We start from the raw sequence: 15,692 nt of genomic DNA on the forward strand, positions 1-15,692 counted from the left end.
TCCTAAGCTATTTCCTTAAGAAAAATCTATCAGAAAAAAGTATCAAATTTTCTAGTTTGTCGTAATCTGCCGTAAAACATGTAGTAAGTGGTAGTTAACAAATACAATTCTTGAAAAAACCTGAGCCTTTAACCAAATCTTCAACCCCTATGACAACTATCTCCATTCTGATGAACACCAACTCACCGAATTTATAGCTAGTGCCTCCTTAAAAAGATGTCAGCGGTAAAAAAACACCACTTAACCTTATTTGAAATGGAAACGCCGAAAGATTCTAGTGGTGCGCCTAAAAATACCGCACAAGACCTGTCAAAAGGGAAAAGAAACAATGCAAGAAGAAGCGGAAAAGGCATGTCTAAGTTACTCAGGAAGTGCCGATAAAAAAGTGTGTGGCTGTGATATTTTATGTCACAGCCACACACTGAAAACCGCATAATCAGTGTAACTGAAGTAGTTCTTTCGGAAACAAGCCGAATAATCATAAAAATAGGAGAAGTTTTTTTCTGATATTTGGCTTATTCTCGGAACTGAATACTTCTGTCACACTCTCCATTAGAATGGTTAATTTGACCCCTGGTTCATCGCCTGCAGTCGATACATGTCGGCATAAAGGCCGTTTTGCTGCAATAGAGCTTCGTGATCGCCTTGTTCCACAATCCGTCCCTTATCCAATACCAAGATCAAATCGGCATTTTTGATGGTGGACAAACGATGGGCAATGGCGACAGTCGTACGGCCTTGCTGCATGTTGGCTAGTGCTTCTTGAATCAAGCCTTCTGTTTCAGAATCGATATTGGCAGTGGCTTCATCCAGCACCAATATTTTCGGTTCCGTTACCATAGTTCGCGCAAAGGACAGCAGCTGCTTTTGTCCACTGGAGAAGCTGGCGCCATGTTCTACTACTTTAGCTTGATAATTGCCCGGCAATTGACGAATAAAGGGATCTGCTTGAACAAATTTCGCAGCCGCCTCAACTTGTACATCGCTAATGCTGCGATTAAACAAGCGAATGTTGTCTTCAATATTGCCATAAAACATGAAGGCATCCTGCAGTACCAGACCCATTTTTTCTCGCAATTCTTCCATAGGAAATTCACGAATATCATGGCCATCAATTAGGATTTGACCTTCGTAAAACTCATAAAACCGCAGCAGAACATTAATGATCGAACTTTTCCCGCTACCGGTATGACCGACTAATGCTACTGTCTCACCTGGATTTACGGTGAATGATATATTGTTCAACACGTTGTTTTCACCATCATAGGAGAAAGAGACATTGCGAAACTCGATTTTTCCGGCGGCAATTTTTTGATCGGCATTAGGCTTTTGAGCCGGCGTTGTTTCTTGGTTATCCAAAACTGTAAGCACTCGACTGCCGGCGACTAGTCCATCGGTGAAGGTGCTTAAAAAGTCCATCATCTGGGTCATTGGGCGGAAAAAAGCTTGTACATAACTGGTAAACGCATAGATCAAGCCTACCTCAATCGGCGTAATCGCTGCTCGGACTCCAAACAAAGTCAATGAAAGTGCCACTGCTAAGATATACAGTAAATTAATAATTGGTGCTAATAATAATGAATTCACCTTAATCATGGCTTGACGTGTCTCCAAGTATTCTTCGTTAATATCAGCAAATTCCTGACTTAAGCGAGCTTCTTGTTTAAACTGCTGAATAATCGACATGCCAGAAATCGATTCATTAATCTTAGTATTTAGCTGGCTCAGTCGCTCCCGCATAGTGCGGTAAATTCGTGAACTGAACTTTTGATAATACGCAATCACAAATAGTAAAATCGGTAAAAAAATCAAATTGATCAAAGCAATTGACTGATTAATTTGGAACATGGCCAGAAATGATGAAACTACTGCGAAGATTCCAGTTAACACCATCAAAAATACTTGCCAAAACTCAAACAAGGTCTCCGTATCATTGGTCACGCGAGAAACAATTGAGCCTGCTGGTACGCGATCAAAGTAGCGCATTCCTAGCGTATGAAGTTTTTTAAATAAATGAATACGAATATGTTGGTAGGTTTTCAAGGAAGCGTAATTATACAAAAAGCCTTGGTAAAACCAGACTACGGCCTTAATTACCGTTCCTAAAAAGTACAAACCGGCAAAAAATAGAATTGTATTGGTAGTAGCTGATTGCTGACTTAAATGATTATCAATGAAGACTTGAATAATTCGCGGTAGGAGTACGTTGATAATTGCCAGTAGCAACGCAAAACCAATCGCTAAAAAGAAGGTCATGCGAAAAGGCTTGGCAAAAACAAATAGACGCTTGATAATACCTACTTGTTCCTTTAAGGGAATCGACGTTTCGGTCGTTTTTGTTTTTTCCATTAGTCTTCCCCTCCTTCAATTTTTGCTTCCAATTGCTGCTTGATCCACATTTGCTGGTACCAGCCGCCTAATTGCAGTAATTCTTCATGGGTACCACGTTCCGAGATACGTCCCTCATCCAGCACAATAATTTCATCGGCATGCATAACGCTGCTTAAGCGATGGGCAGCAATAATCGTGCTTTTTTGCTGGCGGTAGGCTTTAATATTCGCCAAAATCTGCTCTTCCGTCTTGGCATCCACTGCTGAAAGCGCATCATCTAAAATCAACAGCTCAGGTCCCACGATCAATGCGCGTGCAATCGAAATCCGTTGCTTCTGTCCGCCTGACAAAGAAACGCCCCGTTCCCCTACCAAGGTGTCATACTCTTTTGGTAGCTGCTGAATGTCTTCATGGATTGCTGCCAAATCAGCCGCCTGTTCCACTTTTTCTTGAGAAAAAGTCGGATCAGCGAACCGAATATTTTCACGAATCGACATTGAAAATAAGAAATGATCCTGTGGTACATAGCCAATAGAGTCCAAAAGAGCGCTTAACGTGTATTCTTTGATGTCGTAACCGCCAAATAAAATACGTCCTTGATAGTCATCCTGCTCCCGTAAAAGTAGTTTTAGCAAGGTTGTTTTGCCGGCACCGGTTTTCCCAACAATTCCTAGTGTGCCACCATCCGTCAAACGAAAATGGATATCTTCTAAAGCTGTTTTATCGTCTCCCGGATAGTTGAATGCCTGCAAATCGTAACGAATTTCGCCGCGAGCAGGCAGCTTGATGGGATTGTGATGCTCCACAATATTGGTTTCTTTGGCTAATAATTCCGACACCCGATCGTAACTGGCATTCCCCCGCTCCAATACGTTGAATAAACGGCCAATTGCAAACATCGGCCAAATCAGCATACCGATATAACTGATAAAGGAAACCAGCTGCCCAATGGTAATCGTCTGGCGCAAAATGAACATGCCACCCACCGCAATCGCAATCACATAAGAAAAACCGACAATCACCGTAATCAAGGGATCAAACAACGCATCTAAAAAGTTCACCTTACGATTTTTCACAATCGCCTGATCGATCTTTTCAGTAAAGTCTTGAATATCCTCTTTTTCCTGTCCGAAGGTTTTGATTACCTTCATACCGGTAACACTTTCTTGGGTTTTATCATTAATAGAAGAAAAAGCTTCTTGTGATTCACGAAATGCGTCATGTAGTTTTTGTCCTAATACTTTCGAGCCCCAAGCCAAAAGAGGTAAAGGTAATAAAGCCAGTAAAGTTAATCGCCAATCTACAAATAGCACCATCGCTATGATCGTTGCGCCACCAGTAATAAAGGAATCGGCAAAGGTCAAAATACCTGACCCTGCGACATTTTGAATCGCTGTTAAATCATTAGTGGCATGAGCCATCAAGTCACCGGTACGATGCCCCTGATAAAAGACGGCATCCATCTTAGTAAAGTGATTAAATAATCGTTGACGCAAAAGCTTCTCCAAGCGAGCCGCCCCGCCCCAAATGTTAGTGCGCCAAATATAGCGAAAAGTATACTGCCCGATTCCGGTCAATACCAGCATCGCTGTCCAGAAAAAGATCCGCTGCAAACTAAACCCAGCTGTATCAATCTCATCAATTACAATCCCAATAATTCGTGGCGGGAATACTTGAAAAATGGCTACAATGATTAGACCGGCTACCCCAATCGTATAGCGCCGTTTTTCTTCTATAAAAAACCACTTTAATTTCCTAAAAATCGACATGTTTATTCTCCTTGTCTTTAGCTGAAAAATTCGTGTTTCTACTATTATAATAGTAGTTTTTATTTCCATGCCTTAGTATACGTCTTAACCTTTACTTTAAGTCAAGGGGAAATTTTAACAGAAGAAAAGACTTCCTAAAGTTCTTTAGTATGATTACTAAAGAACTTCAAGAAGTCAAGAACAAGCGTTTCCACTATTCTGAAATTAATTATCTCCCAGTTCGTTCATTTTCCGACTGCGGATAACGATCGCCAACAATTTCTAATTGTGCGATTGCTTGATTGATGGATTGCAACTCAGAAGAGCTAAATTGAATGGCTGCAGCTGCAATATTTTCCTGAATACGAGTAAGCTTTGTCGTTCCAGGAATCGGCACGATCCATTCCTTTTGAGCCAAAATCCAAGCAATGGCAACTTGCGCTAGTGTCGCTTGCTTCTCATCGGCAATTTTTTGTAATAGGTACAGCACTACTTGATTTGCTGCCAAGGCCTCTTTCGTAAAACGTGGCAGTTCTCCTCGGTTATCGTTCACATCAAAAGAAGCGTTTGTATCCAGTTTACCAGTCAAATAACCGCGACCAAGAGGACTGTATGCTACTAAGCCGATCCCTAATTCTTCCAGCACGGCAAAGATTTTTTCTTCCGGCTCCCGCCACCAAACGGAATATTCGCTCTCGACTGCAGCTAACGGTTCCACTACATGGGCACGTCGGATCGTTTCAGCACTGACTTCTGACAAGCCCCAGTGTCTGATTTTTCCGGCTTTCATCAACCCTTGAATCGTTCGGGCAACTTCTTCGATCGGTCTAGTTGGATCAATTCGGTGAATGTAGTACAAATCAATCACATCGGTTTGCAGGCGTTTCAATGAGCCTTCCACTTCCTGAATCAAGTTCTCAGGACTGCTGTCAGGTTCATTGCCACTTGCAGTAATATGGAAGCCGCCTTTAGTTGCAATTTGCAGTCCAGTCCGTTTACCTTTAAACGCCTTACCTACTAATTCTTCGTTAGTATAAGGTCCGTAAACTTCAGCGGTATCAAACATCGTTATCCCCGCATCGATGGCACCATGAACCACCTTGATCATTTCTTGTTCATCCTTTGCGGGCCCGCGATGATGATTGAGACCCATGCAGCCAAAGCCGATAGCTGAAGTGACTAATCCTGTATTGCCTAATTTTCTCGTTTGCATAAATGTGTACTCCTTTTTGAATTTTTAATTACTATTTGCCAACCAGTCATCAATGTCAGTGTCTGAATCATCAATAGCGGAATCCCGAAGAGCCAATCCATCCAATACGGTTGCATCTGGTTCTTCATCTGCGATAGCCGTATCAGTGCTGGACAATCCGCTTCCGCCGTGCGTACAGAAGGGAACGATCCGTTTGCCTGACAAATCATAGTCGTCTAAAAAAGAATAGACGGCCATTGGCATATCGCTCCACCAAATCGGATAGCCTAAATAAATCGTGTCATAGTCTGCCAAATTGGTCAACTCACCGCTTAATTCTGGCCGAGCTTGATCACTTCGTTCTTCTTGGGCAATATCTACAACACTGTCGTAATCCTCTGGGTAGCTTTCAGCAGTAGTAATTTCAAACACTTCCCTACTCGTTTTTTCAGCGATACTTTCAGCAATCTGCTGTGTATTGCCAGAATGTGAGAAGTACACCACTAGACTGCTGTCAGCGGCATTGCCTGATGAAGCTGCTGGTGTGGCCGCTGATTCGGTAGTCTCATCGGAACTCTCTGATCGACTAGATTGTCTTTCCTGCGGTTCACTGTTGGAGCTGCAGGCAGTTAACGTAACTAATAATCCAACGAATAAACATGTGCATAATTTTTTCACACTACGTTTCTTCCCTTCTTGTTAAAATCCTAGTGTTTGCAGCCATTCGGTGACGGTCGCTTCCGAGTAATCACTGTCTTCTCGAGCAACCCCCAAAACATTTTCATTTAAGCTGGTGCTTTCTGGCAGCTGTTCTTGAATATCCCGCACACTACTGCCTAAGCCGCTAGTGCCGTGGGAACAGAACAAAATGACCTCTTTATCAGACAAATCATTTTCTTCAATAAAGGTAAACAACGCCATTGGAGCGGAAGCCCACCAGTCTGGATAGCCTAAAAAGACGACATCGTATTGATCGATACCCTCAACCTGAGCCGTCAACGCCGGTCGTGCATCTTCCCCTTTTTCCTCCGAGGCTCTATCTAAGCAATCGTCATAATCGCTGGAATAGGGCTCTACGGTTTGAATCGAAAATTGATCAGCTTCTATTTGTCCACCTATTTCTTGAGCCATTTTGCCCACATTTCCTGGCAGAGCTAAACTGGCCGACGTGGTAGCATCCACATCAATCGAGCTTTCATCCAACTCACCGACGTTTTCGCCCCAAGTGAAATAGGTAACCAGTACGCGGGCCTCTTCCCGATTTTCTGGTGGGGCTGCGTTAGAGCTTTCTGACTCTGAATCGGCTTGGCTGCTGCAGGCACCTAAAAACAGTAATGCGCCTAGCAACATGATCAGTTTTTTCCTCATCACATTCTCTCCTTTTTTACTCGTCAAACGTTACCTCCATCGAATCTGGCAAATCCTCAAACAACGACAAATTCGAAGTGACTTTCCCAATCGGTACGACCTCCATCGATAAATTTGGCCGATCCGTCTGGGCGTAAAAGACCGCCAAGCTATTGTTTTGCTCACAATAAGTAATGTCGCCATTTTCAAAAGTGGTCTGCCCTGCCGGAATATTCTCAGGTGTGAAATCATCCATCCCACCATAAATTTCCCGACCCCCATAATTGGACATTCCAACTGTTAGCGGAAACTGTGCCCTAATATCCTGCGCCAACTCTGTGTCATAGAAAACCGCCTCAACTTCCTGACCATCAATAGTCAAACTTATTGGCGTGGTGTTTTGAGTAGAAGCTTGGGTAGTTGCTGGCACTAAATCTAAGTCAGCTAGCCATTGATCAATCTCCGTTTCTGAATTAAGAAGATCATCGCTTTCAAGCGCTAAGCCTTCACCTTCACTATCTACATCAGCGGCTGCGAATATCTCTGAATAGCTGCTGCCACTGCCGTAGCCGTCATGGGTGCAAAACGGAATGACGGTTTTTCCGGTTAAATCATATTGTTCCAAGAAAGAGAAGATTGCTCGCGGTGCACCAGTTGCCCATACCGGATAACCAATAAAGACAGTATCGTAGGTATCAAGGTCTAAATCACTAGGAACTAGAGCAGGCAAAGCCGCTTCATCTGCTTCTTCATGATTACGGTCGCGCGTCTCGTCAAAATCGGCAGAATACGGCTGTTCTACTTGGATCGAATGAAGATCGCCGCCAATTTTTTCTTGGATCGTTTGAGCTACATAAGTGGTGGCGCCAAATGGTTCACCATTGTCTACCAGCACACTCGCTGAAGTATCAGCATCAGTAGTTTGGTCATCGCCAACGTTCTCATAATATGAAAAGTAAGCAATCAAGGTGTTACTATTGCTGCTGGCAGGGTTGCTGGCTTCTGTGGTGGAGCTTTTACCCGATTCACTAGATGGTTCATCAGCACAGGCTGTTAAAAAGGTAAATCCAATGATTCCTAAAAACAATAAGGCTTTTTTCATACAAAACTTCCTTTCATTTTGGCTATCTTGAATTATTTTCACCTATCATTTTTCAATCATCGGCGGAAGATAGGTACTTTTTAGCAGATTTTTCAAATAAGCTTGGGGTTTTTTCGGCTAAAGCTTTGCAAGGTTGCAGTGATTCAAACATAACTCCCCAGGATTGATCATTTGCGATAATTCCTCTGGCCTTTTTAAGTCGCTACTGATAATTAATCCTCTTTTTGGTTCTTACATATACTACTATCCAGATCTAAGTCGTTATGCTGATAGTGCCCTCTTCGTAAAAAAATGAACTGTTCAACCAATTGATTGAACGGGCTTAGTAATCGTTTCTTTTCCCAGCCTTTTTGTCCTACTTGTTCTATTTTTTTCAAATTTTTGTTTATTGATTAAATTCACCATACACCTTAAAGCCAACTTTAAGTCAAGTTAAAATAAATGCGCCTCATTCGTTCATTGGGTAAGTCGATCTTTTTAGTTCCTTCAATAACCCCCCCTAAAACGCAATGAAATCAGTGATGAAGAGCATTAGTTCTCGTTAAAGAGCTTGATAGCGAAAAATGCAAAACTTTTCCCAATGATTTGTGAGGGTTTTGTAAATTTTTTAACCAGCAGGTATAAATGGTTGCGAACTGATTGCTTAATCTTTTATTTCGTTTACAATTAAAAGAAACCATTTAAAAAGGGGCGACGAGTATGCCTAATAAACTTGAAAAAATTACGACCTTAATTGATGAAATAGAAAAAGTGATTTTGGGAAAACGTCACGTGATTCAATTAACTATCACCGCTTTTTTGGCGGGCGGGCATGTTCTGTTTGAAGATATTCCCGGAGTTGGGAAAACAGTGATGGTGAAATCCTTAGCAAAAGCCATTCACAGTGATTTCTCACGGGTACAATTTACACCGGATTTGTTGCCTAGTGATATTCTTGGGGTTTCCATTTTTGATTCTCGCACCAATCAATTTGACTTTCGACCGGGACCAGTGTTTACGACTATTTTATTAGCTGATGAAATTAATCGTACCACGCCACGCACACAGGCAGCATTATTAGAAGCAATGTCAGAAGGTCACGTGACCATCGACAACCACACCTATCCGTTAAATCCACACTTTTTTGTTCTAGCGACACAAAATCCAGTCAGCTATGCGGGGACTTATCCGCTGCCTGAAGCGCAGCTGGATCGTTTTTTATTCCGTTTGCACATTGGCTATCCGGCTTTTGACGATGAGCTGCAGCTGTTGACCGGCCAAAAAGAGCAATCACTGGAGCTGATTCAACCAGTAATTACTTTACAAGAATTGGAAGAGTTGAAAGAACAAGTAGACCAAGTTTACGTGAACGATTCAGTAGCACGTTATGCTTTGCAGCTGGTGGAAGCCTCTAGAAATCACCCAGCGGTGGAATTGGGCGTGAGTCCTCGTGGCGCAATTGCCTTCTTGAAGGGTGCGAAGGCGTATGCCTTAACAGAAAATCGAACGTTTGTAACTCCTGGCGATTTGCAGCGACTATTGCCGGTAGTCTTTAGTCATCGGTTAATTTTGCGCGGCGGCTTATCCGTGGATGAAGTGATGCATCAGATCATTGATCAAGTATCTGTGCCGATAAGGAGCTGAGTTGGTTGTGGAAAGATTTTTTAGACGGATCGTATTGGCGTTGATTTATCTAGCGACTTTTCTCTACAGTGCGGTATTTAACAATGATATCGGCTGGACACTTTTTCTATTCATGACCTTGGTGCTGTTCTTTAGCTTACTGCAACTGCTGATTCCTTTGCGACGGATCGTTGCCAGCTCCGAGGATACGGTGATTGCCCACGTCAATGAGGATGTGGCATTGCCGATTCAGTTTCGACGTAAAGATGCGGTGATTCCTTTAGCACAATTAACTATCGCGGTAGTGGAGCCATTCATTGAAACACCCACTATCCTTTATCTATTTTGGCGGGAACATCAGCAGACTTTTACTTGGTTGCCTGCTCAGCGAGGACTTTATCAACATGTGACTATCTACTACGAAAGCAGTGATTTTTTTGAGCTGTTTAACAAAAGTTACGAAATCAAGCTGGCCAAACAAATGCTCGTTTTGCCTCAATTACAGCCGGCAAGAAACATCCTGCGTCTGCAAGAAACGATGAAAAGTCAGGCATTTGGTGAACCTACCTTTTCTGTTAAAAATTACCGTCCCTATCGTAGCGGCGATGCGCTGAAAAATATTGACTGGAAGCTGTCTAGTAAACAAACAACGTTGATTTATCGGGAACTAGAAACCCAGCAGCAGGCTCAAACGGTTTGGATGTTTCTAGGAACGCCCTCTTCTTATTTTGAAGAGCTACTGAGTATTTACTATTCCTTGCAGACGGTGGCCGATGAACCGCTTGAGCAATATCTATTTGGCGATCAGCTAACTGATCCTACCCGAACAGATGCCCTTGCCTTTGCACAGATTCAGCCCTTAACTACTTTGCCGGTTTTACCCGATTTGAAAGAAAAAAATGTTGTCTTATTTATACCAGAACGAACGGCTCAGAGTGCTGAAATCACTACTCAGCTTGGCAAAGAGAATCAGGTAACCGTTTATGATTATCCGACCTTAGCTGCTTGGTTCGGTCATTCGAAGGGAAGCAGGTGATGCAGATGGCTTATGTCAAGCAAAAACTACCTTTCGTCCTGCTGGCAACGATTAGTATTAATGTTGTCTTTCTACAATTTTTAACAGTTTATTTGTTCCCAGTTTCTTGGGTTCCTGCAGCTTTAATTGCTTCCATTTGCGGAATCATTGGTTTTTTTAAGAATAATGGGCTAAAAACACTTTTTTGCATCTGCCTTTATTTTTTAGGTTTGTATCAGTTTTTTCCTTTGAATCAGCAGCTTTCTTTTAACTGGTTGAATAGCTTTTTACAGCAGTTTGTCTTTCAGTTCCAGCAAATGCGAACTGGCTCGGCGGCAGTCGTTTCAGAGATGGTTGCACTGCCCTTGTTATTAGCATTATTGATCCTACTTGCCGTATTAATGATTCAGTTCGAACGATTTTTATTAAGTTATGTCTTGATGATTAGCTATTTGTTAATGCTCACGGTGTTTAATCCGATAAATCTTAGTTTGCAACTGGCTATCGTCTTTGGTTGTGCCTTACTTTCCAGACTTTTTGCGATTAAAAAGTTGCCTAAAGAATTGCTAGTTTTATTCACTGGCTTGACCGTTTTAACCAGCATGGCGGCTTATTACTTACCGCAAACAGTGGTTCGTACCCATTTAACTGCTTGGACTTCGCCATTAAGAGATTATTTAAATCAAAAAGGTGTGTATCGTACGATTCAGGAGATGACTATTACCTCAGTTTCTCGTACCGGCTTTAGCGAAAATGATCAAAACTTAGGGGGACCTTTGCTGGATGATGAGACCATTTTGTTTGAGGCGACACAGCAGGATCGGACTTATTGGCGCGTGGAAAGCAAAGATTATTATACTGGAAAAGGCTGGGATGCTAGCGATAGTGGCCAATCGACCCTGCGTTCACGCCGTAATTTCACAGTGTCCGCAGACGCTCCACAGCTAGACTACACCCTTCCTGAAGCAGCTCGAATTCATTTTTTCAATCATGGGAATTACGTCCCGTTGCCTTATGGAGCTAGCCAACTGACAATTACCGAAGGATCTGCTGGTTTTGTCCAAAGACCAGAAAATGGGCGGATCAATTTTGCTGATTCTGGCTATGGAGAAAAGGAAATTCAAAATCAATGGGCTCAACCCAACTACCAATTGGAGGACCTACAATCTATTCCAGTATCTCAGCCAGCTATGGCAACGGTCGATTATTTACAACTGCCTAATGGGTTGCCAGATCGAGTAGCAGCACTAGCAGCAGAAGTTTCCCAAGGAGAAACGACCTTATTGGGACAAGTCACTGCCGTAGAAGACTATTTGAAAAATTCTGGCACCTTCCGCTATTCCAAAGTAGATGCGGTAGTTCCTGATGAAGAGGAAGACTATGTTGATCATTTTCTTTTTGAATCTCAGGTTGGTTATTGCGATAATTTTTCTTCTTCAATGGTGATCATGCTGCGAACCTTAGGCATTCCTGCCCGTTGGACTAAAGGCTTTGCTCCCGGGGATGCACGGCAAACCAGTGGCGATACCACCGTTTACACCATCCGAAATTCTCACGCCCATTCGTGGGTAGAAGTCTATTTTGATGGGTATGGCTGGCTGCCATTTGAGCCAACACCTAGTTTTGCCAATCCTGATCAACCAGCCTCTGCCGAAGAAACGCCAGAACCATCGTCAGAATCCACTGTTGCTTCAAGCGAAAGTAGCAGTTCCTCCAGCAGCTCTTCGACTGACGATCCGACATCTTCTGAAGAAAGCGATGAGGAGATAAGCACTTTGGCTAACAACACGTGGCGCCAAAACCTGCGTTTAGTTTTGCAGTTGATTGCCGCAATTGTTTTCGTTATCGCTGGCTTCTGGATAAATAAATACTGGCTTCGTTTGCAAATTCGCTTCTGGCAAGCGGCCACTAAGCAGCCCTTGCTTCGCAGTTATTCTGCCTTTTTAAAACAGGCGGAAAAGCGACTGCCAAGAAAACAATCGGAGCCTTTGTCCGAATACGCCCAACGCTTTGAAGCGCAACATCTGCAATTTGACGGTAAATACTTAGCCTTGACGATGTGTTACGAAGAACTCATTTACGGAAAAGCAACTAACGAGATGAACAATCAGCTGATTGAAGACAACTTAGCTTTGTTCGAAAATATAAAAGCAACCCGCCAACGTTAATCGTTAGCGGGTTGCTTGTTTGGCTTACCATTTAGTTTTCGCTGCTCATGTTATTGTCTTTTACCATTACATCATGTGCGCCGCCTTCAACGATACTTGTTGAAGAAACCAGCGTAATTTTCGCATTTTTCTGCAACTCGCGAATCGATAGCGCACCACAGTTACACATCGTATGACGAACTTTGCTTAATGAAACTTCTAAGTTATCTTTCAAAGACCCCGCATAAGGAACGTAAGAATCTACCCCTTCAACAAAGGACAGACCTTCTTTTCCGCCAGTGTCATAACGTTGCCAGTTACGCGCACGGGCACTGCCTTCGCCCCAGTATTCCTTCATGTAAGAGCCGTTGATGCTGACTTTTTCCGTTGGTGATTCTTCAAAACGAGAGAAGTAACGACCCAACATAATAAAGTCAGAACCCATTGCCAAAGCCAAGGTCATGTGGTAATCATGCACAATCCCGCCATCGCTGCAAATCGGCACGTAAATGCCTGTTTCTTCAAAATATTCTTCTCGAGCGGCTGCTACATCTTGAACCGAAGTTGCTTGCCCACGACCGATCCCTTTTTGCTCCCGGGTAATACAAATACTCCCCCCGCCAATACCGACCTTGATGAAATCAGCACCGGCATCTGCTAAGAAACGGAAACCTTCCCGATCCACGACATTTCCGGCACCAATTTTAACGGTATCGCCGTATTCTTCACGAACCCATTCGATCGTCATCTTTTGCCATTCACTGAAGCCTTCACTGGAATCGATACATAAAATATCCGCTCCGGCTTCAATCAAAGCTGGAATTCTTTCCTTATAGTCACGTGTATTAATCCCTGCACCCACAAAATAACGTTTTTTAGCATCCAAAAGCTCTAATGGATTGTCCTTGTGTGAATCATAATCCTTACGGAAGACGAAATACTTCAAGCGTTGGTCTTCATCAATGATTGGCAAAGCATTCAGCTTATTGTCCCACAAAAGATCATTTGCCTCAGATAAAGTAATCCCATCTTTACCATAGATTAGCTTTTCAAAAGGGGTCATAAAGTCTTTAATCGGCGTATCTACTGACATCCGCGAAATCCGGTAATCACGATTCGTTACTAAACCGACGATTTTGCCATTTAAGGTACCATCTTTTGTTACTGCCATCGTACCATGTCCCGTGCGTTCTTTTAGGTCTAACACATCTTGTAACGTGCCATCCATGTGAAGATTCGTATCACTTGGAACAAAACCAGCTTTGGTTTGTTTCACTTTTCGCACCATTGCGGCTTGTTCTTCAATCGGTTGCGAACAATAAATGAATGAAACGCCGCCTTCTTTGGCTAAAGCCACTGCCAAATCACTACCAGAAACAGATTGCATCACCGCACTTACTAACGGAATATTCATAGTCAATGCCGGCTTTTCGCCTTTTTTAAATCGTACTAACGGGGTTTCCAAAAGTACATTATCAGGGGTGCAATCTTTGGAAGAATAACCGGGAACTAAAAGGTATTCGCTGAAGGTTCTAGAAGGTGTCGTGTAATAGTAAGCCATGATGTGTTTATCTCCTTTTATCTAATTTTAGCCATTATACCATTTTGCCTAAAGAATTTTTTTAAAATTTGAAGATAATTACATAAAAAGCGGTATTATTTTAAAAAGCGAATATCTTCTTAGCGGCTAAGGTAACTTTCACACTTTTATATATAATGGGGTGTTTTCTGTCTCCAAAAAAATCCCTCCATTTCGACTTTTTCCTGCGCATACTGCAGAGAGATGGTTGAAATGGAGGGAGTATGGGAATGTTAGTGTACATTTTTTGTTATATTTTATATGCGTTTATTATTAGTATCTACTTGTTTAAATTTTCTCACCAGCCAAAAACACTTGTTCCACATTTCGCAGCTGTTCAATATCTTTTGTCGCATCCCCGTTTACCACTAAGATATCTGCCTGCAAGCCGGCTTTTAATTGACCGGTAACTTCTTCTAACTCGAACACCCTTGCCGGATTTTGGGTAGCTGTCTGAATTGCTTCAATTGGCGTCAAACCATAACGAACCATCAATTCCAGCTCTTCTACAATTGGCACACTCGGTGCTTCTAACATCACCATATCTGTACCTGCCAAAATTATTACTCCGGCATCATAGACTGGTTTGAAATTTTCGCTATATGCCTGAACCGAAGCTTCAAAGAAATCAAGATGGTGAGAATAAGTTTCAGTGGATTGGTTGGAATGATCAATCCCCACTTCTTGCACCTTTTTGTTGTAATCAGCTAAGAAATGGTACGCAAACATTGTCGGTGTCCACGACTGCTGATTGGCGGCCATTTGCTTGCCTTGTTCTACAGTCAGAAAGTTCCCATGCTCAATCGTATCAAAGCCAGCATCGATGCACATTTGAATACCTGGTTGGGTACCCGAATGGACGACACATTTCATTCCTAAACGATGGGCTTCAGCTACCCCGGCATTTAGCTCTTCTTGAGTAAATTCACAAATGTCATCGCGATTGGTTGTTAGCAGTTTGATCCAGTCAGCACCGTCACGCTTTTGCCGGCGAATCGTATGACGGATATTTTCCACTCCGTCCACTTCTTCAATCCCGTCTTCATGACCGTGTCCGCCAGTGATACAGATCCCACGATCCGTGTGCAAAATTCGTGGTGCTTTGACAAAACCTTTTTCGGCCGCCAAACGTAATGTCTCTAACAAAAAGCGGGGCCCGCAGCAGTCGCGAATGGTTGTCACCCCTTTTTCCAAACAAGTCTGTGCCTGCTTTTGGGCATAATAAGCAATCATAAAATCATTGTACCGATGCAAATCTGGCTGTGTCCAATAATAACCTAAGTGAATATGAGCATCCATCAGCCCCGGCAAAATCGTTGCCTCACCATAATCCTGCACCAGAGCGTCTGGATATTTCTCCACCAATTCTGCTGAAGTGCCCACAGCAATAATCCGATCCGCTTGAACAACCACCCCGCCTTGCTTGATCACCGTTTTCCCGTCTCCAGTAATGACTTTTGCCGCCTTCAATAAAAACATGCTATCCATCCTTTCTCTACTAATGTTAGTATATTCACAAAAGGTATCGCTTACAATATGTATTAGTGTTTTTTTCAACGTATCTCTAAGATTTCAACACATTGTCAGTAACTTAGGAAATCCGCTTAGTCCAACCATCACCAATCATGC

11 protein-coding genes are annotated in these 15,692 nt (G+C 42.7%); 3 read left to right on the forward strand and 8 right to left on the reverse strand.

Annotated features, from left to right (window positions below; translation table 11 throughout):
* Positions 1–561 precede the first annotated feature (561 nt).
* The 6 genes from IGI42_RS19145 to IGI42_RS19170 all read right to left on the reverse strand — a co-directional run bounded on the left by IGI42_RS19145 (position 562) and on the right by IGI42_RS19170 (position 7,720).
* Positions 562–2,349, reverse strand: a complete 1,788-nt coding sequence (locus tag IGI42_RS19145; RefSeq protein WP_438717623.1) for an ABC transporter ATP-binding protein — start codon at positions 2,347–2,349, stop codon at positions 562–564.
* Entirely contained in the window at positions 2,349–4,100 is a 1,752-nt protein-coding gene (locus tag IGI42_RS19150; protein WP_438717624.1) for an ABC transporter ATP-binding protein, read from the reverse strand. Before IGI42_RS19150 ends, IGI42_RS19145 begins: the two co-directional genes overlap by 1 nt.
* Before the next feature lie 208 nt (positions 4,101–4,308).
* Complete coding sequence (locus IGI42_RS19155; protein WP_438717625.1) at positions 4,309–5,292, reverse strand: aldo/keto reductase; 984 nt, start codon at positions 5,290–5,292, stop codon at positions 4,309–4,311.
* 24 nt (positions 5,293–5,316) lie between these two features.
* On the reverse strand, positions 5,317–5,949 hold the full coding sequence (locus tag IGI42_RS19160) for a flavodoxin (protein WP_438717626.1): 633 nt from the start codon (positions 5,947–5,949) through the stop codon (positions 5,317–5,319).
* 21 nt (positions 5,950–5,970) lie between these two features.
* Entirely contained in the window at positions 5,971–6,639 is a 669-nt protein-coding gene (locus IGI42_RS19165; RefSeq protein ID WP_438717627.1) for a flavodoxin, read from the reverse strand.
* A 16-nt stretch (positions 6,640–6,655) separates the two neighbouring features.
* Positions 6,656–7,720: a flavodoxin gene (locus IGI42_RS19170; RefSeq protein WP_438717628.1), complete on the reverse strand. Its 1,065-nt coding sequence runs from the start codon at positions 7,718–7,720 to the stop codon at positions 6,656–6,658.
* A gap of 699 nt (positions 7,721–8,419) precedes the next feature.
* On the opposite strand from IGI42_RS19170, the gene IGI42_RS19175 reads away from it, so the two are divergent.
* The 3 genes from IGI42_RS19175 to IGI42_RS19185 are packed head-to-tail and all read left to right on the forward strand — an operon-like array spanning position 8,420 to position 12,505.
* A complete protein-coding gene (locus IGI42_RS19175) occupies positions 8,420–9,343 on the forward strand; it encodes an AAA family ATPase (protein ID WP_438717629.1) in 924 nt (307 codons plus the stop codon).
* Positions 9,344–9,350: 7 nt separating this feature from the next.
* Entirely contained in the window at positions 9,351–10,358 is a 1,008-nt protein-coding gene (locus IGI42_RS19180) for a DUF58 domain-containing protein (protein WP_438717630.1), read from the forward strand.
* 5 nt (positions 10,359–10,363) lie between these two features.
* Positions 10,364–12,505: a transglutaminase-like domain-containing protein gene (locus IGI42_RS19185; protein WP_438717631.1), complete on the forward strand. Its 2,142-nt coding sequence runs from the start codon at positions 10,364–10,366 to the stop codon at positions 12,503–12,505.
* A gap of 31 nt (positions 12,506–12,536) precedes the next feature.
* Here IGI42_RS19185 and IGI42_RS19190 read toward each other — a convergent pair whose 3' ends face one another.
* Both IGI42_RS19190 and IGI42_RS19195 read right to left on the reverse strand, forming a co-directional pair.
* Positions 12,537–14,045: an IMP dehydrogenase gene (locus tag IGI42_RS19190; protein WP_438717632.1), complete on the reverse strand. Its 1,509-nt coding sequence runs from the start codon at positions 14,043–14,045 to the stop codon at positions 12,537–12,539.
* Between the two features lie 306 nt (positions 14,046–14,351).
* The gene (locus tag IGI42_RS19195) at positions 14,352–15,542 is read right to left on the reverse strand and encodes an amidohydrolase family protein (protein WP_438717634.1); all 1,191 of its coding nucleotides are present in this window, start codon (positions 15,540–15,542) and stop codon (positions 14,352–14,354) included.
* Between the last annotated feature and the right edge of the window lie 150 nt (positions 15,543–15,692).

Source organism: Enterococcus sp. AZ109, assembly GCF_051714625.1.
Classification (GTDB): domain Bacteria; phylum Bacillota; class Bacilli; order Lactobacillales; family Enterococcaceae; genus Enterococcus_A.